Source organism: Methylocystis sp. JR02 (assembly GCF_030063565.1).
In the GTDB taxonomy this organism is placed as follows: Bacteria; Pseudomonadota; Alphaproteobacteria; order Rhizobiales; family Beijerinckiaceae; genus Methylocystis; species Methylocystis iwaonis.
Genome location: NZ_JASIRC010000001.1, coordinates 2,462,390 through 2,485,988 on the forward strand (window position 1 = coordinate 2,462,390; position 23,599 = coordinate 2,485,988).

General features: G+C 64.1%; 28 protein-coding genes. 8 read left to right on the forward strand and 20 right to left on the reverse strand.

The annotated features are described in order from the left end of the window. Positions 1-210: 210 nt before the first annotated feature. The 3 genes from QNA11_RS11750 to QNA11_RS11760 form a co-directional block, all read right to left on the reverse strand. Positions 211-957 carry a CDP-alcohol phosphatidyltransferase family protein gene (locus tag QNA11_RS11750; protein WP_283483187.1) on the reverse strand — a complete coding sequence of 249 codons (747 nt, stop codon included), beginning with the start codon at positions 955-957 and terminating at the stop codon, positions 211-213. Between the two features lie 201 nt (positions 958-1,158). Continuing rightward, the gene (locus tag QNA11_RS11755; protein ID WP_434085969.1) at positions 1,159-2,352 is read right to left on the reverse strand and encodes a polysaccharide biosynthesis/export family protein; all 1,194 of its coding nucleotides are present in this window, start codon (positions 2,350-2,352) and stop codon (positions 1,159-1,161) included. A 254-nt stretch (positions 2,353-2,606) separates the two neighbouring features. Then, positions 2,607-3,290, reverse strand: coding sequence for a CDP-alcohol phosphatidyltransferase family protein (locus tag QNA11_RS11760; protein WP_283483188.1), 684 nt, complete (start codon positions 3,288-3,290; stop codon positions 2,607-2,609). A 215-nt stretch (positions 3,291-3,505) separates the two neighbouring features. On the opposite strand from QNA11_RS11760, the gene QNA11_RS11765 reads away from it, so the two are divergent. Continuing rightward, positions 3,506-4,252 carry an enoyl-CoA hydratase-related protein gene (locus QNA11_RS11765; RefSeq protein WP_283483189.1) on the forward strand — a complete coding sequence of 249 codons (747 nt, stop codon included), beginning with the start codon at positions 3,506-3,508 and terminating at the stop codon, positions 4,250-4,252. A gap of 6 nt (positions 4,253-4,258) precedes the next feature. Here QNA11_RS11765 and QNA11_RS11770 read toward each other — a convergent pair whose 3' ends face one another. Continuing rightward, positions 4,259-4,744, reverse strand: a complete 486-nt coding sequence (locus QNA11_RS11770) for a hypothetical protein (protein ID WP_202073958.1) — start codon at positions 4,742-4,744, stop codon at positions 4,259-4,261. Positions 4,745-4,871: 127 nt separating this feature from the next. On the opposite strand from QNA11_RS11770, the gene QNA11_RS11775 reads away from it, so the two are divergent. Beyond that, a complete protein-coding gene (locus QNA11_RS11775) occupies positions 4,872-5,576 on the forward strand; it encodes an SOS response-associated peptidase (RefSeq protein ID WP_283483190.1) in 705 nt (234 codons plus the stop codon). A gap of 168 nt (positions 5,577-5,744) precedes the next feature. On the opposite strand, the gene QNA11_RS11780 is transcribed toward QNA11_RS11775, so the two are convergent. From QNA11_RS11780 to QNA11_RS11815, 8 genes are all read right to left on the reverse strand, one after another. Further along, positions 5,745-7,097 (reverse strand): FAD-binding oxidoreductase, encoded by a 1,353-nt coding sequence (locus tag QNA11_RS11780; protein WP_283484207.1) that lies wholly within the window; start codon positions 7,095-7,097, stop codon positions 5,745-5,747. 102 nt (positions 7,098-7,199) lie between these two features. Beyond that, the gene (locus QNA11_RS11785; RefSeq protein WP_283483191.1) at positions 7,200-7,328 is read right to left on the reverse strand and encodes a hypothetical protein; all 129 of its coding nucleotides are present in this window, start codon (positions 7,326-7,328) and stop codon (positions 7,200-7,202) included. Positions 7,329-7,511: 183 nt separating this feature from the next. Beyond that, positions 7,512-8,774, reverse strand: a complete 1,263-nt coding sequence (locus QNA11_RS11790) for a class I SAM-dependent RNA methyltransferase (protein WP_283483192.1) — start codon at positions 8,772-8,774, stop codon at positions 7,512-7,514. Beyond that, positions 8,771-9,499 (reverse strand): TlyA family RNA methyltransferase, encoded by a 729-nt coding sequence (locus QNA11_RS11795; RefSeq protein ID WP_283483193.1) that lies wholly within the window; start codon positions 9,497-9,499, stop codon positions 8,771-8,773. Before QNA11_RS11795 ends, QNA11_RS11790 begins: the two co-directional genes overlap by 4 nt. 113 nt (positions 9,500-9,612) lie before the next feature. Beyond that, a complete protein-coding gene (locus tag QNA11_RS11800) occupies positions 9,613-10,434 on the reverse strand; it encodes an ABC transporter permease (RefSeq protein ID WP_283483194.1) in 822 nt (273 codons plus the stop codon). Continuing rightward, the gene (locus tag QNA11_RS11805; protein WP_283483195.1) at positions 10,431-11,183 is read right to left on the reverse strand and encodes an ABC transporter ATP-binding protein; all 753 of its coding nucleotides are present in this window, start codon (positions 11,181-11,183) and stop codon (positions 10,431-10,433) included. Before QNA11_RS11805 ends, QNA11_RS11800 begins: the two co-directional genes overlap by 4 nt. A gap of 151 nt (positions 11,184-11,334) precedes the next feature. Then, positions 11,335-12,204: a bifunctional DNA-formamidopyrimidine glycosylase/DNA-(apurinic or apyrimidinic site) lyase gene (mutM, locus tag QNA11_RS11810; protein WP_283483196.1), complete on the reverse strand. Its 870-nt coding sequence runs from the start codon at positions 12,202-12,204 to the stop codon at positions 11,335-11,337. Positions 12,205-12,275: 71 nt separating this feature from the next. Beyond that, positions 12,276-12,986: a L,D-transpeptidase gene (locus tag QNA11_RS11815; RefSeq protein ID WP_283483197.1), complete on the reverse strand. Its 711-nt coding sequence runs from the start codon at positions 12,984-12,986 to the stop codon at positions 12,276-12,278. Between the two features lie 248 nt (positions 12,987-13,234). Between QNA11_RS11815 and ubiE the strand changes: the two genes are divergently transcribed. Together ubiE and ubiB are read left to right on the forward strand one after the other, a co-directional pair. After that, positions 13,235-14,005, forward strand: coding sequence for a bifunctional demethylmenaquinone methyltransferase/2-methoxy-6-polyprenyl-1,4-benzoquinol methylase UbiE (gene ubiE / locus QNA11_RS11820; protein ID WP_283483198.1), 771 nt, complete (start codon positions 13,235-13,237; stop codon positions 14,003-14,005). A gap of 8 nt (positions 14,006-14,013) precedes the next feature. Further along, on the forward strand, positions 14,014-15,576 hold the full coding sequence (gene ubiB, locus QNA11_RS11825) for a 2-polyprenylphenol 6-hydroxylase (RefSeq protein ID WP_283483199.1): 1,563 nt from the start codon (positions 14,014-14,016) through the stop codon (positions 15,574-15,576). Positions 15,577-15,640: 64 nt separating this feature from the next. On the opposite strand, the gene QNA11_RS11830 is transcribed toward ubiB, so the two are convergent. From QNA11_RS11830 to QNA11_RS11845, 4 genes are all read right to left on the reverse strand, one after another. After that, positions 15,641-16,141, reverse strand: a complete 501-nt coding sequence (locus QNA11_RS11830) for a hypothetical protein (RefSeq protein WP_202073967.1) — start codon at positions 16,139-16,141, stop codon at positions 15,641-15,643. Between the two features lie 44 nt (positions 16,142-16,185). After that, on the reverse strand, positions 16,186-16,497 hold the full coding sequence (locus QNA11_RS11835) for a hypothetical protein (RefSeq protein WP_202073968.1): 312 nt from the start codon (positions 16,495-16,497) through the stop codon (positions 16,186-16,188). A 100-nt stretch (positions 16,498-16,597) separates the two neighbouring features. Next, positions 16,598-17,170, reverse strand: coding sequence for a GTP cyclohydrolase I FolE (gene folE / locus QNA11_RS11840; RefSeq protein WP_202073969.1), 573 nt, complete (start codon positions 17,168-17,170; stop codon positions 16,598-16,600). A gap of 111 nt (positions 17,171-17,281) precedes the next feature. Continuing rightward, entirely contained in the window at positions 17,282-18,430 is a 1,149-nt protein-coding gene (locus QNA11_RS11845) for a hypothetical protein (protein WP_283483200.1), read from the reverse strand. Positions 18,431-18,674: 244 nt separating this feature from the next. Here QNA11_RS11845 and QNA11_RS11850 point away from each other — a divergent pair, with 244 nt between their 5' ends. Next, the gene (locus QNA11_RS11850; protein ID WP_202074129.1) at positions 18,675-18,875 is read left to right on the forward strand and encodes a CsbD family protein; all 201 of its coding nucleotides are present in this window, start codon (positions 18,675-18,677) and stop codon (positions 18,873-18,875) included. 40 nt (positions 18,876-18,915) lie between these two features. On the opposite strand, the gene QNA11_RS11855 is transcribed toward QNA11_RS11850, so the two are convergent. Further along, positions 18,916-19,296, reverse strand: coding sequence for a hypothetical protein (locus QNA11_RS11855; RefSeq protein ID WP_283483201.1), 381 nt, complete (start codon positions 19,294-19,296; stop codon positions 18,916-18,918). 155 nt (positions 19,297-19,451) lie between these two features. On the opposite strand from QNA11_RS11855, the gene QNA11_RS11860 reads away from it, so the two are divergent. Continuing rightward, positions 19,452-20,678: a cytochrome-c peroxidase gene (locus QNA11_RS11860; protein ID WP_283483202.1), complete on the forward strand. Its 1,227-nt coding sequence runs from the start codon at positions 19,452-19,454 to the stop codon at positions 20,676-20,678. Here QNA11_RS11860 and murI read toward each other — a convergent pair. Then, positions 20,657-21,457, reverse strand: a complete 801-nt coding sequence (murI, locus tag QNA11_RS11865) for a glutamate racemase (protein WP_283483203.1) — start codon at positions 21,455-21,457, stop codon at positions 20,657-20,659. The genes QNA11_RS11860 and murI overlap by 22 nt on opposite strands. A 130-nt stretch (positions 21,458-21,587) precedes the next feature. Here murI and QNA11_RS11870 point away from each other — a divergent pair, with 130 nt between their 5' ends. Further along, positions 21,588-21,836 carry a type II toxin-antitoxin system Phd/YefM family antitoxin gene (locus QNA11_RS11870; RefSeq protein ID WP_283483204.1) on the forward strand — a complete coding sequence of 83 codons (249 nt, stop codon included), beginning with the start codon at positions 21,588-21,590 and terminating at the stop codon, positions 21,834-21,836. Then, the gene (locus QNA11_RS11875) at positions 21,833-22,246 is read left to right on the forward strand and encodes a type II toxin-antitoxin system VapC family toxin (RefSeq protein WP_283483205.1); all 414 of its coding nucleotides are present in this window, start codon (positions 21,833-21,835) and stop codon (positions 22,244-22,246) included. Before QNA11_RS11870 ends, QNA11_RS11875 begins: the two co-directional genes overlap by 4 nt. A gap of 2 nt (positions 22,247-22,248) precedes the next feature. Here the strand turns inward: QNA11_RS11875 and truB are convergent, their stop codons facing one another. Next, positions 22,249-23,151 carry a tRNA pseudouridine(55) synthase TruB gene (gene truB / locus QNA11_RS11880; RefSeq protein ID WP_283483206.1) on the reverse strand — a complete coding sequence of 301 codons (903 nt, stop codon included), beginning with the start codon at positions 23,149-23,151 and terminating at the stop codon, positions 22,249-22,251. 8 nt (positions 23,152-23,159) lie between these two features. Further along, positions 23,160-23,582 (reverse strand): 30S ribosome-binding factor RbfA, encoded by a 423-nt coding sequence (gene rbfA / locus QNA11_RS11885; RefSeq protein WP_202073976.1) that lies wholly within the window; start codon positions 23,580-23,582, stop codon positions 23,160-23,162. Between the last annotated feature and the right edge of the window lie 17 nt (positions 23,583-23,599).

The window sequence follows — 23,599 nt, forward strand, 5'->3', positions numbered from 1 at the left end:
GATTTGCTAAAAAGCAGAGCATTGATCGAAAGGTCAATGACCGCCGCTGCTCGATCTCGAATTCCCAATTATTCGAGGCCCGACCGGTTCGGCGTCGTTCCCCATGCTCGCGCATCGAGCGGTCGGGCAAAACCAGCGCATTTGTGGCTCAGGATTTTCTTTGCCCGCCAGAAATGAGAGGCCCAATGCTCTGCTCGAACGGAATTGGCGTTACTGGGCTGTCTGTTCCGCCAAATCGACTTCGGGAATATCGAACAAGGGCTCCTGCCGAACAGCGGCGGGGGATGACGCTTTCTGAGCAGCGCGCTCCTCCTTCTGCAGGCGATTCAAGTCGCTGCGCACGATCCAGACGAAGCCGCAGAAAGTGCAGGCCGAGAGAAAGCCGATGACGACGTCTAGGCCGACGAAGGAATAGATCCGGCCGGTGGAAACAACAGGTCCGACCCAGGCGGCGATGAGCGCCCATGCGGCGACAAGAATACGGAATTCCGTCGCGCCCATCCCGCCATAGGACAAGCGGTGGACGCTCTCGGTAACCACGCGCAGATAGGTGTAGGAGCTCATCAGAAGATAGAGCGACAGGACCAGAAGCGCGGAGGGAATCGTGAAGAAGGGAGAGAAGCCGAGGCCGACGACGATCAGCGTCTGCGCGATGAGATCGGCGGAATGATCGATAAAATACCCGTAATGATGGCGCTCGATCTGCCGATAGCGGGCAAGCGTCCCATCGAGCGAATCACCGAACCAGTTGAGCGCCAGCCCCGCAACCACGGCGAGGAGAAACCATTTCGTCCACCAGCAAGCGATAAAGCCCGCCGAGGTCAAAACCGCCCCTACCAATCCCAGCGACGTCAAATGGTCCGGCGTCGTCCAGCCGGGCAAGCGACGAACCAGCGCCGCAAGCGCCGCGCGTTCGGCCCGAGCCAGCAAACTATCATTTATCCTAACGTTGGCCACGGCTCCCTCCTGGAACAACGTGTCGCAATGAGCCGCCGTTACGTCCGTGTCGCTCATTGAAAAGTTGTACGATCCGAAATGTGAGACGCCGCCAAGGAGCGTCATATAAGGCGTCGCCCATGATATTGGCCCTCACAACTGTTCAAGGTCAAGAATAGATTCGCCCCATCCCGACCCTTATCCTACAAAACCTCTAGCTTATCAATGGCCGATACGGCTGACCGCCATCCCCTGGACTGCTGGTTGCGCGACCATCTGGACGAGCTGCACCACTTTGCCGATCTCGGCCAAAGGCGCGTTGGAGATGTAGATGATGTCCTTGTCGCGGACCGCGAATCGGCGCGCCGCGAAGAGCGCGGTCGGATCCTTCATGTTCAAATGATAGGCGACCGGGATTTGCGGCTGCTGCAAAAGCTGCGGAGAAACATTCGGGAACTCGCGGACGAGCGTCGTCGGCTCGTAGCGCAGAACAAACAGGCCGTCGGGATCCGCGCGGTTGTCGTTCAAGCCGCCCGACTTGCCGATCGCCTCCTCCAGCGTGATGCCGCGCGCGTCGAAGGGGATCACGGCGTTCGCGCCTGCGGCGCCCGCGACAGTAAATGTCTGCGGCCGGCTTTCAACTGTCAGTATATCTCCTGGGCGCACATAGATATTCTCGCTCGGGTTCGCCAAAAGCGCCTGGAGCGGCGCGCGCGCGGTCCGGCTGCCGCGCGTGACGCTGATGAAGGTTTCGTGGACAGGCGACCGGTAACCGCCGGCCTGGGCGACAACGTCGAGAATTCGATCGCCGCGCAGATTGAGCGGGACGCGGGCGCCATTCGCCACTTCTCCCGTCACAGTCACCGTGTTGGTGACGTTCCGCGTAACATTCACGAGCGCCTGGGGCTCGATCGCCTTTCCGCGCAGACGCTCGACAATGGCGGTCTCGACCTGCTGCTGCGTGCGCCCGGCGACCTGGATGCGTCCCGCATAAGGCACTGTCACGGAGCCATCATGCCCAACGATCTGCTCGGGAATGATGGAGGAGCGGGAGCCCGGGCTGACGCCGCCGGCCGACTCGCCGGCCGAGAACAGCCCGCCGGAAGCCGCCTCCCATACGGTAATCTGCAGAGCGTCGCCCATGCCGATCACCTGCGACGCGGAGGGGCGATAATCGCCGAAGAAGCCGCGCAGAGTGGGCGGCGCCCGACGCGCGAGAATATCCAGCGTGTGCCGGTCGACTTCCACCCAGGCAAAAGGCGCTTCGCCATCCTGCGCCATCGCCGAAACGCCCTTCACCATCTCGTCGCGCGACGGCCCGCTCGCCGGCGTGATTCCGCATGCGGCGAGCGCGCCGCACATGGCGAGAAGAGAAATGTGCTTGAGTAGATCGAGACGAAAAGTTGTCAAAGCCACTCCAACCGCGTCGAGGCTCTCCAAAGGAGGGGAGCCCAAAACTAACAGAAAGCGTACCACCGAACCAAGAACCGGACAGGTTTATTAAACTCCGCCCATCGCGATTCCCTTGTGATGTGGCGCTTATGTCACAGCTAATTATTAAGGTTTACTGACACCACGCCAAGGATCGTCTGGTAAGGTTGCGGCAACCTTAATGCTGTCCAGCCGCGCCTATTCTTTGGCCGAACATGCGAGGACTTTGTGGCGAAACATTAGTCGTCGCGCCCGGATGCCGCCGTGATTTTCCGGCCATCGAAGAAAAGCTTCGCGAGCAAGCCGATAATTGCAAATCCGGCAAGCGACAAGACCGCGACGTCGATGGCGGGCTGCTTATCCCCAAGGCTCTGCGGCACGCCCAGGAGGACGGCGGCGAAGGGCCAAAAAGCCAGTAAAATCCGAAATTCCGTCACGCCGATCCCGATATAGGCCATTTGCTCGACATGGCGGGTCGCCGCGCGAATATAGGCATAGGCCGCGAAGAGCAGGTAGCAGATCACCACGACGGTCGCCGCGCGCACAGTGAAAAAAGGCGAAAAGCCATAAGCGATCAAAACCGAGAGATGGGAAAATATCTCGCCGAGATGATGCGCCATGCCCTCCGCGGCAGCTTCCTGCTGGCGTTTGCGCGCGAGCGGCAGATCGACAGAGAGGCCGAACCAATTGATCGCCATAGCAATGGGGACCATCCATATGGCGTGCGGGAAATGATTGCACGCAATCAGGGCGATCGACGCGACCAGGGCGCCGCACGCGCCCACGCCCGAAAGCTGAATTGCTTCGACACGCGCCGGCAATGATTCGACGATATTGTCGATCAGGCGGAGCTCCGCGCCTCGAAGGAAGCTTTGCGTGCGCTGCGCGGGATTTCCAAAAATCGATGTGAAGAAGTCGCCCATTCCCCACCGCCTGGGCCGCACCTTTGCGCCATTATCCCCCATAAATTATACTTTTCGAATTGGCAACGAGCCACAATCTTGGCGGGAGGCGGTTCGCGGCGTTGGGCGTCTCTACGAGGCCGTCGCGGCGGATCACCGGCGCGAGCGACGAGGGGCTGCGCCCGATGGTCGAATTCTGACAAGCCCCTCTGAAATTGGACAAAACGGGTTCCGAAATGTCCGAGAAGGTTTTGAATGCGCGCAGCGAGGGCGCCCTTTGGCTCGCCTTCAACAGGCCGGAAAAAAAGAATGCGCTCGACCGCGAAAGCTACTTGGCGCTCATCCGAGCGCTCGACGAGGCGCGCCGCGACGCGGCCGTCCGCGCGGTCGTTTTCTCAGGGATAGGGGCGGACTTCACTGCCGGGAACGATCTCGGGGACTTCCGCGACTTTATGGAAAAACCGGAAGATTTCCCGGCGCTTGCATTCGTGCGAACGCTGGCGGCCTTTGAAAAGCCCATGGTCGCGGCGGTCACCGGCGACGCCATCGGCGTCGGCGCGACCATGCTTTTCCATTGCGACCTGGTCTATGCGACCCCGCAGGCGCGGCTTCGCATGCCTTTCATCGATCTCGGCCTCGTGCCGGAGGCCGGGGCGAGCCTCCTCGTTCCCCGACGATTCGGCATGGCGCGGGCGTCTCAATATCTCTTGGCTGGAGAGGATTTCTCAGGCGAGGACGCCTTCCGGCTCGGCTTGGTCAACGCCTTGGCCGAACCGGAGGCGGTGCTCGAAACGGCGATGGCCGCGGCGAAGAAGCTTGCGCAAAAGCCGCCCGCGGCCCTCCTCGCGGCGCGGCGGCTGATGCGCGGCGATCCGGCGGAAATTTTGGCCCGAATCGACGAAGAAGCCGCCCTTTTCGCGCAGGCGCTCGCCTCCCCCACGACGCGCGAGAGACTCTCGGCCTTCTTTGCGCGCGGCAGATAGCGTCCTTCAGCTTTCGATATTGGCGTAATTGACCAGGCGGGAGGCGCGCAGAAGGATGACACGCATCTTTTCGCCGCCGCGCGCGCAGGTCGTCTGGAGGCGCTCCATATCTTGCGGCCCTCCGTCGCGGAGCTGCCGCCGGACAGCGGCGACACTCGCCAGCGCGATGACGTCGAGCTCAGCCACAAAGGTCTCGAAACGACGCCGAAAATTCGGGCTCAGCTCCTCATAGGCCGCCAGCGCCGAATGCCGGCCGGGAAGCGGCGAGCGGCGGAAATATTCCTGATAGCTGACCGGACGCCAGGCGCAGAGATCCTCGAATAATTCCGGCATGATCGGAATCTGCTCGAGAATCATGACGAGTTCGTTGAACAGGTTGAGGTAGTCGTTGGCGAGCCCGGAGATGGGGTTGACCAGCGTCTTCGACTGCAACTGCTCGACCGCCCTCGGGCGCGCTTCGCTCGGCTCGATAAGTTGCACGTCCAAGTTCATCTGGTTCTCGCCAATGCACTCGCTATGAGCTTGAACTGAATATGATAAAAATTCCTTGCCCGGTCCTGCCCATTTGTGGCCAAGGCCTCTCCGCAGTCCCGCGGCAGAAGAAGTGAGTAGAAGGAAGATGTGCGGACGCTATGCGCTCACCTCCGCGCCCGAGGCGATCAGGAAGCTGTTCGGCTATCCCGAAACGCCTAATTTCCCGCCACGTTACAACATCGCGCCGACCCAGCCGATCGCGATCGTCGCGAGCACGCGCCAGGATGGGCGTCCGGCGCCGCGCTTCATGCTGGCGCGCTGGGGCTTCCTGCCGGGGTTTGTCAAAGACCCCCGTGATTTTCCGTTAATTTTCAACGCGAGATCCGAGACGGTTCTTGAAAAAGCGAGTTTTCGCGCCGCCATGAAGCGGCGGCGCTGTCTTGTCCCCGCCGACGCTTATTATGAATGGCTGAAGCTAGGCGCCGGGCGAAAAATCATGCGCAAGCCCTACCTCTTCCGCCGCGCCGACGGGGCTCCAATGGGCATGGCCGGCTTGTGGGAGACCTATGCCGGCGCGGACGGCTCCGAGATCGACACGGCCTGTATTCTCACCACAGCGGCCAATGCGGCGACAATCGCCGTGCATGAGCGGATGCCCGCGGTTCTCGAGCCGAAGGACTTCGCCGCCTGGCTGGATTGCGACGACGTCAGCGACGAAAGGGCCGCTGCGCTGCTGAGGCCGGCGGCGGATAGCGCGCTCGAATTTTTCGAGATCGCCCCCGCGATCAATAAGGCGACGGAAGACGGGCCACATTTGCAGGAGCCGCTCAGCCGCACGCTTTTTGGCTGACCATACGCGATCTGCTCGATTGGTTCGTTGTCATTCCCGACGCTCGCAACGCGAGCGATCGGGAATCCAGAGCAAAACCAGCGCTTTTATGGCTCTGGATTCCCGGTCGGGCTTTCAGCCCGCCGGGAATGACACGTCCCCATGCGCGCTATCCAAACGAAAAAGGTATCAGATCAGCTTGCCCGGATTGAGCACGCCCTTCGGATCGAGCGTCTTCTTCAAGGCGCGCATCAGGTCGAGCGCGACAGGGTCTTTCACGCGGGGGAGAAGGTCGCGCTTCAATCGGCCGATTCCGTGCTCGGCGGAAATGGACCCGCCATATTCGTGCACGAGCCCATGGACGATGTCATTCATGTCGTCCCAGCACGCGACAAAAGCCGCCTTGTCGGCGCCGAGCGGCTGCGAGACATTATAGTGAAGATTGCCATCCCCCATATGGCCGAAGGGAACCGGTCGCGCCTGCGGGAAAGCGGCGGCGATTCGCGCGCCGGCTTCAGCGATGAAGGCAGGGATGCGCTCGATGGGCACGGAGATGTCGTGCTTGATCGAACCGCCCTCGCGCTTTTGCGCTTCGGAAAGGCTCTCCCGCAGCCGCCAGAGGCCGTCAGCCTGGTCGAGCGACTGCGCGATGGTGGCGTCGTGGGCGAGGCCCGCCTCCAGCGCCTGCGCAAGCGACAGCGCCGCTGTCCGTTCGGCCTCGCCCTCGGCAAAGCCGGCAATTTCGAGAAGCGCATACCAGGGATGGGGCGATAGAAGCGGATCGCGCGCGCCGGGAATTTGCCGCAAGACAAGCTCGAGCCCCACACGGGGAATCAGCTCGAAGGCATGCAGGCCCGGCCCGGCATGGCCCTTCATGAAGTTGAGCAGCGCCAGCGCTTTGGCCGGATCGTCGAGGCCGAGGAATGCGACGGCGCGCGAGCGCGGGCGTGGGAAGAGCTTCAGCGTCGCGGCGGTAATGACGCCAAGCGTGCCCTCGGAGCCTACGAAAAGCTGGGTGAGATTATAGCCGGTGTTATCCTTGCGCAGCTTGCCGAGCGTCGAGAGAATCCGCCCGTCGGCGAGCGCGACTTCCAGCCCGAACACGAGGTCCCGCGCCGCGCCATAAGCGAGCACATGCACGCCGCCGGCGTTTGTCGCAAGATTGCCCCCGATCGTGCAGCTTCCCTCGGACGCCAGCGACAAGGGGAAATAACGGTCGACGGACTGAGCGATTTCCTGCGCCCGCGCGAGCGTCACGCCGGCTTCGAGCGTCATGGCGTCGGAGGATGGATCGACCTCGCGCACGCGATCCAATCTTTGCAAGGAAAGGACGATCTGCCGGCCGCTCATGTCCGGCGTCTGGCCGCCCACAAGGCCCGTATTGCCGCCTTGCGGAACAATCCCCACGCCATGCTCGTTGCAGAGCGCCAGCACACGGGCGACTTCGCCGGCATCTTTCGGTCTGACGACGCAAAGGGCGCGGCCGTGATAAAGGTCACGCGGCTCGGACAGATAGGCGTCCATATCCGCCGCATCGGTTATCACGGCGGAAGCTCCGACGATCGCCTTCAGGCGATCGCAGAGATCGGGCGCGTCGAACGAATCACTCTGAGACAGAGAAGCGCCCTCGGGTTGAGCCGGACCTCAGTAATAATGGCGGCGCCGGCGGGCCATGGCGTCTTTCTTGCGGGCGTAGACGTAAGCGCGCGCCGCAGCGGGCGCACTCGCGAGGACGACACTGCATAATGCTGCGGCGATCAGCGCATTCATCATGATTATCTCCTTCCAGTTCCCGGAAATCACTCGATTTCCGCCTACACCCAGGAACACCAGCAAATCCTATGCCTGATTCTTTTCCTCGGCAACCGGCTCCGCTTCTGATCCTATCCGATGAGTCGTTTTTCCCGTCCTTCGAGACATTCTCGTCACAGGAATGTTACCTAAAAATTAAGGCTTTCACCCTAGAAGAGCCCGTTTTAACCGCTTTTGCCCGTCCCGCCGCGAGAAAACCGCGACAATTTCGACATGGGGGGCGTGGCGGAACTGATCAATGGGCGTGACGAGGGACAGTGAGTACCCGCCGTTGAGCAAAATTGCGGCGTCCCGCGCGAAACTTTGGGCGCCGCAGGAGACGGCGACCACGGTTTTCACCGCCGATTTGGCGATCTCCCGCGCCTGCGCCTGCGCGCCCGCGCGCGGCGGATCGAAAACCACGACATCGAAGGGCGCGAGCTCCTGCACGGAAAGCGGGCGCTCGAAGAGATCCCGCGCCGCGCCGTCGAGCGGCTTGAGCCCTTCCGAGTTGCGGGCGCTCGCGAACATGGCCTCGACCGCATCAGCGGCGGAATCAAAGGCGGAGACACGCGCATGTTGCGCCAGGCGCAACGCAAAGGCGCCGACGCCGCAGAAGAGATCGGCGATGCGTTTGCCGCCCTTGGCCGCTGCTAACACACGTGTAGCGATTGCTTCTTCGCCCGCTGCCGTCGCTTGAAGAAAGCATCCCGGCGGAATGGAAACGCGCGCAGAGCCGATTAGCGCGACAGGCGAACGGCGCAGCGCCACCAGCCTGCCGTGGTTGGAAAGCCGCGCGAGATCATGCGCCTCGGCTGCTTTGATGAGCGCACCTGTCTCATGTTCCTCCAGCGGGCCGGGCCCGCGCAGATCGACATCCATGCCATCGAGCGTCGCGGTGAAAGAGAGATCGAGCGGCTTGCCGCGCGCGGCGAGGATTTGCGCAATCGCCCGCGCCGCCGGCAACGCGCCCGCAAGCTCGGGAACGAGCAGCGGGCAGCTTTCGATCTCGACGATCTCATGCGAACGCGCCGCCATGAAGCCGACGCGGGCATGGCCCTTCTCCATGCGCGCGTGAAAAGTGACGCGCCGGCGTCCCGCGCCATGCGCATCGACCAGCGGCGCAACCTCGCAAGAGAGGCCCGCGTTACGCAGCGCCGTCACGACAAGGCCGCGCTTCCACTCCGCATAGGCGGCGGGCGCCAAGGCCTGCACCGCGCAGCCGCCGCAATGGGCGTAATGCGGGCAGAAGGGCGCGATGCGATCGGGTGAGGGCTCGATGATTTCGACGAGCCGCGCGTGATCGCCCTCGACCTCAGCGACTACTGTCTCGCCCGGCAGCGCATAAGGCACGAAGACGCGCGCGTCGCTGTCGAGGGCGACGCCCTCGCCGCGAAGGCCGAGACGTTCGATGTAAAGCTTTTTCATGGTTTGGCCGCGTGGATGAGGAATTCGCGATTGCCATCGCCGCCTTCGATGGGCGAAGCGACGACGCCGAGGACACGCCAGCCGAGCGTCTCGATCTCGCGCCTCGCCTTGTCGCAGACATCGGCGTGAATCTTCTCGTCGCGCACCACGCCTTTCTTCACGGCGGCGCGGCCGGCTTCGAATTGCGGCTTGATGAGCGCAACGAGATCGCATGGGCGTGCGGCGAGAGTGAGCACATTGGGCAGCAGCGCTGATAGCGAAATGAAGCTCGCGTCCATGACGATCAAGGATGGCGCTTCGTGAAGCTGCGACAGCGTCAATGTGCGCGCGTCCTGCCCTTCCATCGAAGTGACGCGCGCATCACTCCGCAGCTTCTCATGCAGTTGGCCATGCCCGACATCGACCGCCGCGACATGCCGCGCGCCACGCGCCAGCAGCACGTCGGTAAAGCCGCCCGTCGAGGCGCCGACATCGAGGCAGTAGCGGCCTTGTGGATCGACGCCGAAAGCGTCGAGCGCATGCGCGAGCTTCACGCCGCCGCGCGACACCCAAGGGTAAGGCGCGGCGGCGCTGATCTTTGCGCCTTCCGCAATCGGCGCCGAGGGCTTGGCGACGACGCGCCCATCGACCGTCACGAGCCCCGCTTCGATCGCCTCACGCGCCTTGGCGCGGCTTTCGAAATAGCCCCATTCATGAAGCGCCGCATCGGCGCGTTTCGTCGCCATTTTAGGAAATCCGTAGTTGCTTCGTCATTGCGAGCGGAGCGAAGCAATCCAGAGTCGCTGTAGCTGCCCTGGATTGCTTCCTCGCTGCGCTCCTCGCAATGACGGCAAGTGGCTCACTCCCCGGTCTGCAACAGCGTGCCGGCGCGGCGCGCACTTTTCAGCAAGCGGCCGAAGGCGAAAGCAGCGAGCGAGAACATCGCAACGTCGATCGCAAAGCCCTGCGCCAGCAAATCCCAGCGAATAACATACTCGATCAGCACGGCGCGCAGTCCTTCGAAGACATAGGTCGGCGGCAGCATCCATGAGATCGGCTGCAGCCAGAAGGGCAAGGTCGAGACCGGGTAATAGACCGCCCCGAGCGGCTGCACGAAAAACATCAGCGACCACACGAGATTTTCTGCGCCCAATCCGTAGCGCAGCAAAATTCCCGACACCAGAAGCCCGATGCTCCAGGCGAAGAACATCAGCACGACGAAGAAGGCGCCGAAAGCGACGCCGAGCGCCCAAAGATTGAAGCCAAAGAACAGGATCGCCATCAGCGTCACCGGCACGACGCCGACGAAGAGACGCAGAATGCTCATCAAGATGAGCGAGACGATGAATTCCGGCGGCCGCAGCGGGCTCATGAGAATATTGGGGAGATTGCGCGACCACATTTCCTCGATGAAGGAAAAGGAGAAGCCCTGCTGGCCGCGCAGCAGAATGTCCCACAGCAGTATCGCGCCGATGAGCGTGCCCGCAGCCTGCGCCGCCCCGCCCGGCGCCTGAAGCGCGCCCGCCTTCACGAGATAGGTTTGCAGAAAGCCCCAGGTGAGCATCTGCACCAGCGGCCAATAAATGATGTCGAGAATGCGCGTATAGGAGGCGCGCAGCAGATAGCTGTAGCGCAGGAGCATGGCGCCGACGCGCTTGATCGAGAAGGCGTCGCGCATCATGCCGCCCCCGCGCGCCCGCGCGCGACGTCGAGAAACACGTCTTCGAGATTGTCGCGGCCATAGCGCGCCAAAAGATCTGCAGGAGAGCCGTCATCGAAAATGACGCCCTCCTTCAGCATCAGCACGCGATCGCAGAGCCGCTCGACCTCGCTCATATTGTGCGAGGCGAGCAGGATGGCGCAATTATGCGTGGCGCGATGCGCCTCGAGCCGCGCGCGCACCCAATCGGCCGTGTCGGGGTCGAGCGAGGCCGTGGGCTCGTCGAGCAGCAGCAATTGCGGATCGTTGATCAGCGCCTTGGCGATGGCGACGCGGGTCTTCTGGCCGGCCGAGAGGCGCCCCGTCTGGCGGTCGAGGAATTCGCCGAGCGCCAGGGCCTCGGCAAGCTCCTCGATCTTGGCGTCGACATCGGCCACGTCATAAAGCAGACCGAAGACGCGCAAGTTCTGCCGCACGGTGAGACGATGCGGCAGATCGACGTAAGGGCTTTCGAAATTCATGCGGCCGAGCACTTGGTAGCGCTCGCGCAACAGATCATGGCCGAAGATGCGGATCGCGCCGGCCGTGGGCTCGATCAGCCCCATGACCATGCCGATCGTCGTCGTCTTGCCGGCGCCATTGCCGCCAAGCAGCGCCGTGACCGAGCCCGGCGGCAGCGAAAATTCGAGCGGCCCGACGACGCTACGCTTGCCATAGGTCTTGCAGAGGCCGTGAACCGAAAGCGCCGGCTCGAGCGATGAGGGGGACATGGGAGAGGTTATGGCCCGCCAGCGCGGCCCGGGCAAGGCCGCCGGGGCGCCGCTTGGAGGCCGGCGTCATTGCGAGGAGCGTAGCGACAAAGCAACCCAGGGCAGCCATTGCGGCTCTGGATTGCTTCGCTTCGCTCGCAATGACGGCGCGTCACTTCTGGCAGACAGGGCAGTAGAAGCTCGACCGCCCCGACTGCACGGCCCGAGCGATCGTCCCCTTGCAACCCTGCGTCGGACAGGCGGCGCCTTCGCGGTCGTACACACGGAAGGAATGCTGGAAATAGCCGAGCGACCCGTCCGCCTGCCGATGATCGCGCAGCGACGAGCCGCCCGCCGCCAGCGCCGCTTCGAGCACGTTTTTGATGGTCTGCGGCAGGCGCGCGAGCGCGGCGGTCGGCTTGCCGGCGGCCGTCACGAGCTTGCCCCCTTCGCGCAAGGGCGAAATTCCGGCCCCGTGCAGCGCCTCGCAGACATAGATATTGCCGAGCCCGGCGATGAGCCTCTGATCCAGCAACAAGGCCTTGGCCGGCGCCGCGCGGCCCCGAAAAGCGCGCGCCAGAAAGGCCGCGTCGAGCGCTTCGCCCAGCGGCTCGACGCCGAGGTCCTTGAAGAGCTTATGGGAGTCGAGCTCGGGCGTTGGAACCAGCAACATTAAACCGAAGCGGCGCGGATCGTTGTAGGTCACGCGCGCGCCGGTCTCCATGTGGAAGACGACATGGTCATGCGCGGCGCTCTTGTCGCGCGGATGGTGGAAGAACCCCGGAAGATCCCCGTCGACGCGGAAGGAGCCGCTCATGCCGAGATGCATGACGAGCGTCTCGCCGCCTTCGAGATCGGCAAGGAGATATTTGGCGCGGCGGCGTAGATCGAGAATGCGCCTGCCCGAGAGGCGCGCGGCGAAATCGGGGGGAAAAGGAAAGCGCAAATCCTTGCGCCGCTGCTCGACGCGCGAAATACGCGCGCCGGCGAGCGCGGGCCAAAGTCCGCGCCGGACAGTTTCGACTTCGGGCAGTTCGGGCATTCTATCTACAATCGCGCTTCGGGCGGCGCCCTTGGAAACGCAATAGCAAATTGCCCGCCACACCCGCCAGCCTAAGTCGACAGCACCGTCACCGGCGTTCCGATCGCCGCGCGCGTATAAAGATGCACAATGTCCTGGTTGACCATGCGGATACAGCCGGAAGAAACATTCGAGCCGACGGTCTCCGGCTCCAGCGTGCCATGGATGCGATAACCGAGATCGCGTCCCTCGCCGAAGAGATACATGGCGCGGGCGCCCAAGGGGCTGAGCGGCCCGCCGCGCACGCCGAGGCCGCGCGAGGTGGGCTCCAGACGCGCCCTGATCTCGGGGTCGCGCGCGATCATCTCGCGCGGCGGCACCCAATCCGGCCAATCCCGCTTCATGTTGATCCGCGCCGGGCCGGACCAGCCGAAGCCCTCGCGGCCGACGCCGACGCCATAGCGGGTGGCGCGGCCGGGGGCCTCCACGAAATAGAGGTGATAGGCGCCGGGATCGACCACGACCGAGCCGACCGGCTCCTCCCAGGGATAGTCGACCGTCTGGCGCAGGAACCGCGGGTCGATGTTCTGGTAGTTCACGGCCGGCACCGCGAAGCGCTCGCCAGGGTAAGGCCCATAGGTTGCGGCGTAATTGGGCCGCGAGAGGGTGCGGGTCAGCTCCCGGCCGGGGGCGGAGGCGCCGCCCTCGGCAAAGGGGCGCGGCGCAAAGCAGCCGGCGAGGCCGGAGGCGCCGAGCGATAGAATCGAGAAAGAAAAAATACGCCGGGAGAACATGGGACGCATTACGACAGCCTCGACGCGCGGGCGCTTGGTTACCGAGGGCCCGATCGCGATTCACCATAAACGAAGCTGGTAAATAAAATGGGTTGCAGCGGGAGAGGGACCGCGAGGGGAGGACCGCGAGCCTTCAGGCTCGCTTCCAGAAGATGCGCGCCGGAAGGCGCGCGGTCCGGTCCAGCCGCCGCCCATAGCCATCCCGCCCGCGAGCGGCTATACCCACCCCCGATCTTCCAATGTCAGGCGAGCGTTAAATGACCGATTCCCATTCCGACCGAGACGGTTCGACCCATTTCGGCTATTCCGAGGTGCCGCTGTCCGAGAAGCAGGGCCTCGTGGACGACGTCTTTCATAAGGTCGCCCGCCGCTACGACGTGATGAACGACCTGATGTCCGGCGGCCTGCACCGGCTCTGGAAGGATACCTTCGCCGGCAAGATCAATGCGCGCAACCGCAGGGGCTTCAAGCATCTGGACGTCGCCGGCGGCACTGGCGACATCGCCTTCCGCATCGCCCGCCAGGCGGCTCCCGACGCCGAGATCACCGTGCTCGACATCAATGGCGACATGCTGGAAGTCGGCCGCGACCGCGCCCGCGAGAAGGGCATCGACGCAAACCTGGAATTCGTCCAGGCCAACGCCGAATCCCTCCCCTTCCCGGACGCGCATTTCGACGCCTATACGATCGCCTTCGGCATCCGCAACGTGCCGCGCATCCAGGTCGCGCTGGAAGAGGCCTATCGCGTGCTCAAGCCCGGCGGCCGCTTCCTGTGCCTGGAATTCTCGCAGGTGAATGTGCCGGGGCTCGACAAAATCTACGAGGCCTATTCGTTCAACGTCATCCCTATGGTGGGCAAGCTCGTCGCCGGCGAGAGCGAACCCTATCGCTACCTCGTCGAGTCGATCCGTCAGTTCCCCGCCGCCGACGAATTCGAGCGCATGATCCGCAAGGCGGGTTTCCGGCGCACGGGCTATGAGCGGCTGACCGGCGGCGTGGTCGCGATCCATTCCGGCTGGAAGTATTAAGGCGGCGGATGCTCCTTCAAACAGGCAATTTTCTGCGACTGGCGCGCGCCGGCTATATTCTGGCGCGCGAAGGGGTCTTCACGTCGCTCGACCTCAATCTTCTGCCGCCCGCCGCCGCGCCGCTCGTGCGCATCGCCAATCTCTTTGCCGTTGGCAAGGGCGAGAACGCCGGCGCCGCGCTGGTGCGCGCGCTCTCCCAGATCGGCCCGTCCTATGTGAAGCTCGGCCAATTCCTCGCGACCCGCCCGGATGTCGTCGGCGGGGAGATCGCCGACGCGCTCACGGCGCTGCAGGATCGCATGGCGCCCTTCGGCCGCGCGAAGGCGATCGACATCGTCGAAAGATCGCTCGGCAGGAAGGTCGACGAAATTTTTCTAAGCTTCGGCGAGCCGGTCGCCGCGGCTTCCGTGGCGCAGGTACATATGGCCACCGCGCTCTACGACGGAAAGCCGCGCAAGGTCGCCGTCAAAGTGCTGCGTCCGGGCGTCGAGGGCCAGTTCGCCCGCGACCTGCGCGACATGTATATGGTCGCGCGCGTCGCCGAACGCTGGTCGTCGGAAGGCCGCCGGCTGCGCATGATCGAAGTCGTCGATACGCTCGCGCGCACGGTGAAGCTGGAAACGGACTTCCGGCTGGAGGCCGCCGCCGCTTCCGAATTCGCCGAAAATGTCGCGAATGATCCCGACATCAAAGTGCCGCATGTTGATTGGGATCGCACGGCGCGCGAAGTGCTGACGCTCGAATGGATCGACGGCGCGCCGCTCTCCGATCTCGAGCGCGTCGCCGCCGAAGGCCACGACCTCAAGGCGCTCGGCGCCCATGTGCTGCAGTCCTTCCTGCGCCACGCCATGCGCGACGGCTTCTTCCACGCCGACATGCATCAGGGCAATCTCTTCGTCGACAAGCAGGGCCGCCTCGTCGCCATCGATTTCGGCATCATGGGCCGGCTCGGCGAGAAGGAGCGGCGCTTCCTCGCGGAAATTCTCTACGGCTTCATCACGCGCGACTATCGGCGCGTCGCCGAGGTGCATTTCGAGGCTGGCTATGTGCCGGCGAAACATTCGATCGAGGAGTTCTCGCAGGCGCTGCGCGCCATCGGCGAGCCGCTGCACACAGTCAACGCCTCGGATATTTCCATGGCGCGGCTCTTGACCCTGCTCTTCGAGGTCACGGCGCTCTTCGACATGCGCACGCGAACCGAGCTGGTGCTCTTGCAAAAGACCATGGTTGTCGCGGAAGGCGTCGCGCGCACGCTCGATCCCAAGCTCGACATATGGAAGACCTGCGACCCGGTCGTGCGCGGCTGGATCGAGGAAAATCTCGGGCCGAAAGCGAAGATCGAAGACGCCGGCAAGAGCATCGCGGAACTGGCGCGCCTTGCGACCCATCTCCCCAAGACGCTCGCCGACGCCGAGATGGCGATCGAGCGCATTTCGCGCATGGCTGACCAGGGCGTCGACCTCTCGCCGCATTCCATAGAAGCGATGGCGGAGACCCGAAGGCACGCGAGCAACCGGCTGCTCCTCGGCCTCACGGCGCTGACGCTGCTGGCCGCCTGGCTGTTCGGCTAGATGGACCGCGAGCCTTCAGGCTCGCATTTTTCAAGCGAGCCTGAAGGCTCGCGGTCCATTGCGCCTAATGCCGCCGTCCGTTGGTCCAGGCGTCGACGAGCCGCGACGCCACCATCAGCCCGAGACCGGCGCCGACAAGCAGCGGCAGGTTTCGTGGCGCCGCGCGCAAAGCCGAGACGGCCGCCGTCTTGGCCGCAGTCGGCGCCACGTTTCGCGCCATATCATAGAGCGCCTGCGAGACATTGGATGACTGCAGGGCGCGCTGGATTGCGGTGATCGGCGAGGCTTCGGTAAGCGCCGCGAGCTCCGCGCTCGCGCGCGCCTGCTGAACCGCCTCCCGCCGCCGCGCGTAACCGTAGACGACGAGGGCGATCACCAAAAACGCGCCTGCAATTGCAAGATTGCCGAAAAGCGGCCCAAGCGCCTCATTCGCCCAATAGGCGACGGCCGCCAGGGCGAAGCCGAAAGCGATGAGCAGCGGAACCGCCGCCATCGCATTTCCGGAGAGGCGCGTGATCGTGGCGCCGACGGCGTTCTCGGCCCTTTTTATCATCGGCTCGAACATGACACGTCACCGCGATTGGATGAAAGATTACGCGCCGGGCCGGCTTATTTGCCCAATCTCCAGAAGGCGCCGAAGATGAAGCCGGCGAAGGCGGCGAGCATCACGGTCGTCGTCGGCTGCGAACGCGCAGACGTCTCGATCGCCGAGCGGAAATTGCCGAGCACCTCGCCCGTGCGCTGCGCCGCCTGTCCGCTGCGCTCGGTGACGGCGTTGAGCGCCGCATTGGCTCGGCCCATGCCCTGCTGAACGGCGCGCCCCATCTGCTCGGCGGCGGTCGACGCCTGTTCGGCGATTGCGCCTGTCATTTCGCCGTGCCCATTGTGTTGGCGCTGTTGCACATTGCGTTCCTCGGCCATTGCCGCCTCCGACGGTTCGAGCAAGTGGCGAGATAACGCGAGCCCGCGAGAGATGTTCCGGACAGCGGCAGGCGCGGTAGCGCCTTTGACCGCAGCGGCTTCAGGCGCCCCGAACCAGCGCCAAAAACTCCTCGCGCGTGCGCGGATCGTCGCGGATGACGCCGAGCAGCTTGCTCGTCGTGAGCTGAGAGCCCGGCGTGTTCACGCCGCGCAGCGTCATGCAATTATGTTCGGCCTCGATCACGACGCCGACGCCTGCGGGTTTGAGAATGTCCTGGATGGCGGATGCGATCTCGGCCGTGAGCTTTTCCTGGATTTGCAGGCGGCGCGCGAAGCCGTGCACAACGCGCGCGAGCTTCGAAATGCCGACTACGCGGTTCGTCGGCAGATAACCGACATGCGCTCGGCCCAGAACCGGCAGCATATGATGCTCACAGAAGCTCACGACGCGTATATTTTTGAGAACCACGAGCTCGTCGTAGCCGCCGACCTCCTCGAAGGTGCGCTGCAGATAGTCGCGCGGGTCGATGTCATAGCCGGAGAACAGCTCCTTGTAGGAGCGCGCGACCCGCGCCGGCGTCTCGATCAGCCCCTCGCGATCGGGATCGTCGCCCGCCCATTCGATGAGAACGCGCACGGCCGCTTCTGCATCCGCCTGGGTCGGCTTGGCCATTGGTTCAACTCTCCGGACCGCTTGCCGGGGGCGCGCTTTCCCAAAGAAAAACCGCCCCGTCGCCTTCACCTTGCGACGGAGCGGCTGATTTAGCAACCGGATACGGGTTACTTATGGAATCACGCTGCGCGTGACGCCGCTGATCGTGGAGCCCACGGAGTTGAGCGTGCGCTTCATGAAGCCCAGGGGGCCGCCCTCGCTCTGAGGCGGCGCCGGCGGCGGCGGAGCGGGTTCCGGCGCAGCGGCGGCGACCGGCGCGGCCGACGCCACGGGCGCGCGCTCGGCCGGCGCCGGGCGGGGCTTTGCGTGCTTGGCTGCGGCGGCGGCCGGAGCGGCCTTCGGCTTTGCGATCTTGGCGGGCGCGGGCGGCTTGGGCGCCGGTTGAGCCGCTGGCGCCGCCGGCTCCGGCGGGGTGAACCGATTTGCGGGCGGCAGCGCGGCTGTTCTGGGCGCGGAAGGCGGCGTCAATCTCGCGGCGCCGGCGCCAGTCGACGAAAGCGCAGCCCCTGCCGCAGCGGCGGCGACGGGCGCGACAGCCTCGGGCGCCGCCGGCGGCGCCGAAACCGCCTCTACCCGCCTCGGGGCGGGCGCCGGCGCCGGAGCCGCGGGCTCAGGAAGCGCCGTAGCGGCCGCTTCGGGCGCAGGGGCCGTTGCAGGCTGGAGCTGTCCGTGAGCCGGCGCCTCTGCCGCCTGCGGCGGCGTCAATTCCGCCTTGTCGGTCGTTGGAGTTTCGATGACGGGAGTGAGGTCCTTCGCCGGTTCGGCGGCAGGCGGCTCGAGCGCCGCCTCACTGGCGCCGGGCGCCAGGGCCTCGGGTTCAGCCGGCAAGCTCAGATCGGCGACCGGGTCTTCCGCCGGGCGCCACTTGGTCAGCGTCCAGCCGAGGCTCGCCACGCCGATCGCGATAACCGCCAAGGAAACATAGACAAGCTTTCGGCGGCCGCCGCTCCCCGCATGTTCTGCGACCGTCGCCTCGCCTTCTCCAGAGGACGCAACGGACCAGCCCTCTGACCCGCTGAGCGCAGGCGCGATCGGCGGCGGCGCAAAATGATTGGCGAGCGGGCGCGCGATCGGAGCGTCGGCGGCAAAAAGGCGCGGCGCCTCCAATGCGGCGCCCTCCGGCGTCGCGGCGTTTGCTTCGGGCGCAAGGCTGACGGCAGGCGCCGCGGAAGCGCCGACCGGCTCGCTCTCGCGCTGCAAGAGTTGCTTGAACTCGGCGAAGGCCGCCATGAGTTCCTTGTCGTCGGCCTGTTGGGTCATGGCTACTCACTTAGCTGACGTCGCGCGCCGCCCCGTTCGCGGCGCGATTCCAAAAGCCGATCTCGGCGCTGACCAAATCCTGGCGCGGGCCAATCCGGCTCATTCGTTTTCCGAATCGAAACCATAAATTGTGGCGGTTATTCGCCTGTTAAGCCGAGCTGCCGCCGGAACGTCGCCGCGGCGCATGCGTTTTGGGCGCATCGGCGGCGTCCCAAGAGCCCGCCAAGCGATCAGGAGACCCGACATGGATTGGAACCGCATTGAAGGCAACTGGAAGCAATTCAAAGGCAAGATCAAGGAACAATGGGGGCAGCTCACCGACGACGAGATCGACAAGATGGAAGGCAGCCGCGAAGTGTTCGAAGGTAAGATCCAGGAAAAATATGGCATTGGCAAGGATCAGGCGAAGCGCAACGTCGACGATTGGCTGAAGACCTTGCACTAAAGCAAAAGGCGGCCGAACAACCGGCCGCCTTTCTTCTTCCTTATTTCGTTCCGTATTTTTTCCAATAATCATGCGCCGTATCGGCCGCGCAAACCGCTTCCAACGAGCGATACATTGTGCCGGACTGGTTGCGATATTTTTTTGCGCAGGCGTCTTTTTTCCGGCTGTAGCTTTTCTGCTGGGCGGGTTTCAGGCTCGACAGAAAGGCTTTTTCGCACGTCTCCGTCACCATTGCGCCCCGCTGAATGTCGGCGGTCGATCCCCAAAGACAGGCCTCAAAAAGCTTGTGAGCCTCACCGCAATTCTTCGCTGCGGCGACCTTGGCCTCCTGCGCCTCGAGATCGGAACAGTCATCCGCGACGGCAGGGAGGGCCCAGAACGCCGCCAGAAGACAAATCGACATGAGGTTCGTTTTGCGCATTCAAGTCTTCCTAATTGGCTGTTCGCGTCTGACCCAGGGCGCGAGGCGCGACGACAAAGCGCAGTCCTATCTGGAACGAATGTAAGCTATCCAAATTGACGCGCCCGACGCGCTCTTCCTACTATCGAGCTAGGCAGTTTACGACGCGAGCGGCGATGCTTCCCCATTATTCCAAAGGCCGGGCCCTGATTTTTGCGCTTGCCGCGCTCGCTTGGCTCGCCCCTAGCGGCGCCATGGCGCTCGATTCCGACGAGGCGGGCCTGACGCCTGTCGAGCGCTTGGGAAAACGCGTTTTCGAGGATAAGACCCTCTCCCGCCCCGCGGGCGTCTCCTGCGCCTCCTGCCATGATGCGGCGACGGCCTTCCAGGGCTCGAACGGCTCGCCGGTCCCAGCCGTCGCGCGCGGCTCGCAGCCCAATTCGCTGGGCAAACGCAACACCCCGACGATCCTCTACGCCTCTCTCACGCCGCCCTTCGGCTTCATCGACGACAAGGACGACGAGACCGGCAAAATCGAGAAAGTCCCTGCGGGAGGCCAATTCCTCGACGGGCGCGCCAACGACCTGCTGGCGCAGTTCGAAGGCCCCCTGCTCGATCCGCTGGAGATGAACGCGCCCTCCAAGCGTTTCGCCGTGGAGGCGATCCGTGACGGCGCTTACGCATCGCTCGTGAGGGAAGTCTACGGCGAGAAGATCTTCGACAATCCCGACGCCGCATTCGAGAAACTGGCGCAGGCCGTCGTCGCCTATGAGTCGAGCGCGCGCTTCCATCCCTTCGCCTCGAAGTTCGACGACTATCTGCGCGGCAAGGCGGAACTGACGGCGATCGAGAAGAAAGGCTTCGCGCTTTTCAAAGACCCCAAGAAAGGCAATTGCCTCGCCTGCCACGTCGGCAAGGAAGACTCGCGCGACCCGAAAGATTGGCTTTTCACCGACTTCACTTACGACGCGCTGGGCGCGCCGAAGAACCCGGCGATTGCGGCCACGGCGAATGCGCCCGATCTCGGCCTGTGCAAGCGCCCCGGCCTCGAGAAGCTGGCGCCTGCGGGCTTCGATGTCGACAGCGTCTGCGGCGCCTTCAAAGTGCCGACCCTGCGAAACGTCGCCGTGACCGGGCCCTATTTGCACAATGGCGCATTCACGAAGCTGCGCGACGTCGTCGCCTTCTATGCGACGCGCGACACCGATCCGGCGCGCTGGTACCCCAAGGCGGAGAAGTTCAACGATCTGCCGGCCAAATATCGCGCCAATGTGAATACGAAGGAAGCGCCTTACGACCGTAAGGAAGGGCAGAAGCCGCGTCTCTCCGAGAAAGATATCGACGCGATCGTCGCTTTCCTTGAAACGCTGACCGACAAGCCTCAGGCGGCGACCAAGCCGTAACGCGCGAGCGCGGCGCGCAATTGCGCGTCGGGCTTCGCCCCGCTGGTGAACACCGCGCTTGCCTGCCCGGTCGCGGCGAAGGTCTCTTCATAGCCCGCGTCCCGCAGCAATTGATCCACCCGCCGCGCAATCGCCGGCGCAGGGTCGATCCAGTCGACAGGCCAGGGCGCGAGGCGGCGAAAATCCTCGATGAGCAGCGGATAATGGGTGCAGGCGAGCACGACGGCGTCGGTGCGCGCACCGCCCTCCTCCTTGAAGCAGGAGGCGATTTCGGCGCCGATATCCTCGTCGCAAACGCCCTGCCCCTGCATCCTTGCTTCGGCAAGCCGCGCCAGCATGGCCGAGCCGATGAGCGTCACGCAGCAATGCGCGGCAAATTGCGCGATGAGGTTCTGCGTGTAATCCCGCGCCACCGTGCCGGGCGTGCCGAGCACTGAAATCAGATGCGAGCGCGAGCGCTCCGCCGCCGGCTTGATGGCCGGGACCGTGCCGACGAAGGGGATGTCCGGCCAGTGGTCCCGCAGAGCCGGCAGCACGATGGTCGAGGCCGTATTGCAGGCGATGACGACCATATCCGGCGCGTATTTGGAGATGAGCTCCTGCATCACCTGCGCGACGCGCTTTACGAGGTCGGGCTCTTTCCAACCGCCATAGGGGAAGCCCGCATCGTCAGCACAATAGACGTAATCCGCGCCGGGCCGCAGCTTGATGATCTCGGAGAAGACGGTGAGGCCGCCGAGGCCGGAGTCGAAGACGAGGATTTTTGGACGTCGGGTCATGAGCGGGCTTCGAGCGGATAAGGAAAGGCGCGATCTGATCCTTAGTTTACCAATGCATTCGCGGCTATTGCGCCCTTCTGCGAAAAGATCGATATTTTGACCAACCAGATTGACCGGTTGAAAGCCTGCGATGCGTGAAATCCAAGCCTCCGAGGCCAAAGCGCGGCTAGGGGAACTTCTTACAGCCGTCGAGCGCGGCGAAACAATCCTGATCACACGGCATGGGCGAAGCATTGCGCGGCTTGTGCCGGAGGCGGACGTTCGCAGCGGCGAAATCGAGCGCGCGGTGGACGACCTCTTAAGCTTCCGCGCCCGCCTCTCAAAGAAAGCGCCCCTTACGGAATTGCTCGGAGCACGACACGCGGGTCATAAATATTGACCCGTTTCGTTATCGACGCCTCGATCCTTGCCGCGGCTGGCCTCGCGGATGAACGGCATCCGCGCGCCGATCATGCTATTGAGCGCCTTCGCAAGACGGCCGCATTGGCCCCGAGCCTACTCTTCTTTGAAATCCGCAACGTCCTGCTCGTCAACGAGCGTCGCAAAAGGCTAAGCGAAGAAGATAGCGCCGCTTTTCTACAGATCGTTCGGCGCCTCCCGATCGATATAGACGGGGCTTGCGACGAGACGCGGCTCCTGTTGCTCGCCCGCAAGCACAGGCTCACGGCCTATGACGCCGCCTATCTCGAACTTGCGATAAGGGAAGGCTTGCCGCTCGCCACACTCGACTCGGACCTCGAACGCGCAGCGCGCGCCGAGGGCGTCGAAATCGTGGGCGCGGAAGCCTGAATTCAAAACGGCAGGTTGAACACGCGCGCGGGCTCCAAGGCGCCCTCGATAACCTCGCCGAATGCCACCGGCACGCCGCCGCAGGCCGCATAGACAACGCCTTCCGCCGGCGCGTCGCGGCCGCGCAAGATCACCGAGCCGCCGCGCCGCAGCCGCGCCGCCGTGTCGCGATCGACGACAACGCAGGGAAGCTCCGAAAGGCCCGCCTCGACGGAAAGCATCGCATCCGCCGCCATGCCTTGCGCTTCGATCTCGTCTAGCGTGTAGGAATCCTCTTCGATGAAGGGCCCGACGCGCGTGCGACGCAGCGCCGTGACATGGCCGTAGCAGCCCATAAGCCGCCCGAGGTCGCGGGCGATGGCGCGCACATAGGCGCCCTTGCCGCATTCCATGAAGAAGACGGTCTCCTCCGGGGAGAAGGCCTCGATCGTCAGCGAATGGATGGTGACGGCGCGGGCCTTGAGGTCCACCTCCGCCCCCTCGCGCGCGAGATCATAGGCGCGGGCGCCGGCGATCTTGATCGCCGAAAACTGTGGCGGCGTCTGGAGAATGTCGCCCAAAAACTGCGGCATGAGCCCCTCGATCTCGGCGCGCTCAGGCCGCTTCTCGCTGGTGCGCGTGATCTCGCCGTCGGAATCGTCGGTGTTGCTCTCGGCGCCCCAGCGCACGGTAAAGCGATAGGCTTTCTCGCCGTCCTGCACGAAAGGAACGGTCTTGGTCGCTTCGCCGAAGGCGACGGGGAGGATGCCCGACGCCAGCGGATCGAGCGTGCCGGCGTGGCCGGCCTTCTGGGCGTTGTAAATGCGCTTCAGGCGCGAGACCGCCTGCGTGGAGGTGAGGCCCACGGGCTTGTCGAGCACCACCCAGCCGTCGACGACGGCGCGATTGGATCTTTTCTGACTCATAATCTTCTTCAGGCGTTGTCCTGAGCGTCGTCGTCCGACGCTTCGAGGTCGCGCTTGACGCGCTCGGAATTGAGGATCGCGTCGATGCGCGACACAGTGTCGAAGCTGTCGTCGATGCGGAAACGGATGTCCGGCGCAAATTTCAGGTTCAGCTCATGCGCGATCTCGCCGCGCAGGAATTTCTTGTGGCGGTCGAGCGCGGCGATGACCTCCGGCTCGTCCTTGCCGCCGAGCGGCATGACGAAGATCGTCGCGAGCTTGAGGTCGGGGCTCATCTTCACGCGCGCGACCGTGACCACGTGCTTTTCGAGCACAGGATCGTTGATATCGCCGCGCGCGAGCATCCGCGCCATGGAATGGCGCACGAGCTCTCCCACGCGCAGCATGCGCTGCGACGGCGCGGAGCCGGCTGAATGATGGGATCGGGACATAGCTATGTTTCTGATCT

What these genes read in the sequence shown, in the direction of transcription:
- QNA11_RS11845 (WP_283483200.1), bottom strand. Translation starts at nt 18,430, where the DNA reads ATGACCCAACAGGCCGACGACAAGGAACTCATGGCGGCCTTCGCCGAG.
- QNA11_RS11760 (WP_283483188.1), bottom strand. Translation starts at nt 3,290, where the DNA reads ATGGGCGACTTCTTCACATCGATTTTTGGAAATCCCGCGCAGCGCACG.
- QNA11_RS11835 (WP_202073968.1), bottom strand. Translation starts at nt 16,497, where the DNA reads ATGGCCGAGGAACGCAATGTGCAACAGCGCCAACACAATGGGCACGGC.
- QNA11_RS11770 (WP_202073958.1), bottom strand. Translation starts at nt 4,744, where the DNA reads ATGAACTTGGACGTGCAACTTATCGAGCCGAGCGAAGCGCGCCCGAGG.
- QNA11_RS11870 (WP_283483204.1), top strand. Translation starts at nt 21,588, where the DNA reads ATGCGTGAAATCCAAGCCTCCGAGGCCAAAGCGCGGCTAGGGGAACTT.
- QNA11_RS11805 (WP_283483195.1), bottom strand. Translation starts at nt 11,183, where the DNA reads ATGTCCCCCTCATCGCTCGAGCCGGCGCTTTCGGTTCACGGCCTCTGC.
- murI (WP_283483203.1), bottom strand. Translation starts at nt 21,457, where the DNA reads ATGACCCGACGTCCAAAAATCCTCGTCTTCGACTCCGGCCTCGGCGGC.
- QNA11_RS11850 (WP_202074129.1), top strand. Translation starts at nt 18,675, where the DNA reads ATGGATTGGAACCGCATTGAAGGCAACTGGAAGCAATTCAAAGGCAAG.
- QNA11_RS11785 (WP_283483191.1), bottom strand. Translation starts at nt 7,328, where the DNA reads ATGATGAATGCGCTGATCGCCGCAGCATTATGCAGTGTCGTCCTCGCG.
- QNA11_RS11815 (WP_283483197.1), bottom strand. Translation starts at nt 12,986, where the DNA reads ATGCGTCCCATGTTCTCCCGGCGTATTTTTTCTTTCTCGATTCTATCG.
- QNA11_RS11860 (WP_283483202.1), top strand. Translation starts at nt 19,452, where the DNA reads ATGCTTCCCCATTATTCCAAAGGCCGGGCCCTGATTTTTGCGCTTGCC.
- truB (WP_283483206.1), bottom strand. Translation starts at nt 23,151, where the DNA reads ATGAGTCAGAAAAGATCCAATCGCGCCGTCGTCGACGGCTGGGTGGTG.
- folE (WP_202073969.1), bottom strand. Translation starts at nt 17,170, where the DNA reads ATGGCCAAGCCGACCCAGGCGGATGCAGAAGCGGCCGTGCGCGTTCTC.
- QNA11_RS11765 (WP_283483189.1), top strand. Translation starts at nt 3,506, where the DNA reads ATGTCCGAGAAGGTTTTGAATGCGCGCAGCGAGGGCGCCCTTTGGCTC.
- rbfA (WP_202073976.1), bottom strand. Translation starts at nt 23,582, where the DNA reads ATGTCCCGATCCCATCATTCAGCCGGCTCCGCGCCGTCGCAGCGCATG.
- QNA11_RS11830 (WP_202073967.1), bottom strand. Translation starts at nt 16,141, where the DNA reads ATGTTCGAGCCGATGATAAAAAGGGCCGAGAACGCCGTCGGCGCCACG.
- QNA11_RS11800 (WP_283483194.1), bottom strand. Translation starts at nt 10,434, where the DNA reads ATGATGCGCGACGCCTTCTCGATCAAGCGCGTCGGCGCCATGCTCCTG.
- ubiE (WP_283483198.1), top strand. Translation starts at nt 13,235, where the DNA reads ATGACCGATTCCCATTCCGACCGAGACGGTTCGACCCATTTCGGCTAT.
- mutM (WP_283483196.1), bottom strand. Translation starts at nt 12,204, where the DNA reads ATGCCCGAACTGCCCGAAGTCGAAACTGTCCGGCGCGGACTTTGGCCC.
- QNA11_RS11775 (WP_283483190.1), top strand. Translation starts at nt 4,872, where the DNA reads ATGTGCGGACGCTATGCGCTCACCTCCGCGCCCGAGGCGATCAGGAAG.
- QNA11_RS11855 (WP_283483201.1), bottom strand. Translation starts at nt 19,296, where the DNA reads ATGCGCAAAACGAACCTCATGTCGATTTGTCTTCTGGCGGCGTTCTGG.
- QNA11_RS11795 (WP_283483193.1), bottom strand. Translation starts at nt 9,499, where the DNA reads ATGGCGACGAAACGCGCCGATGCGGCGCTTCATGAATGGGGCTATTTC.
- ubiB (WP_283483199.1), top strand. Translation starts at nt 14,014, where the DNA reads ATGCTCCTTCAAACAGGCAATTTTCTGCGACTGGCGCGCGCCGGCTAT.
- QNA11_RS11790 (WP_283483192.1), bottom strand. Translation starts at nt 8,774, where the DNA reads ATGAAAAAGCTTTACATCGAACGTCTCGGCCTTCGCGGCGAGGGCGTC.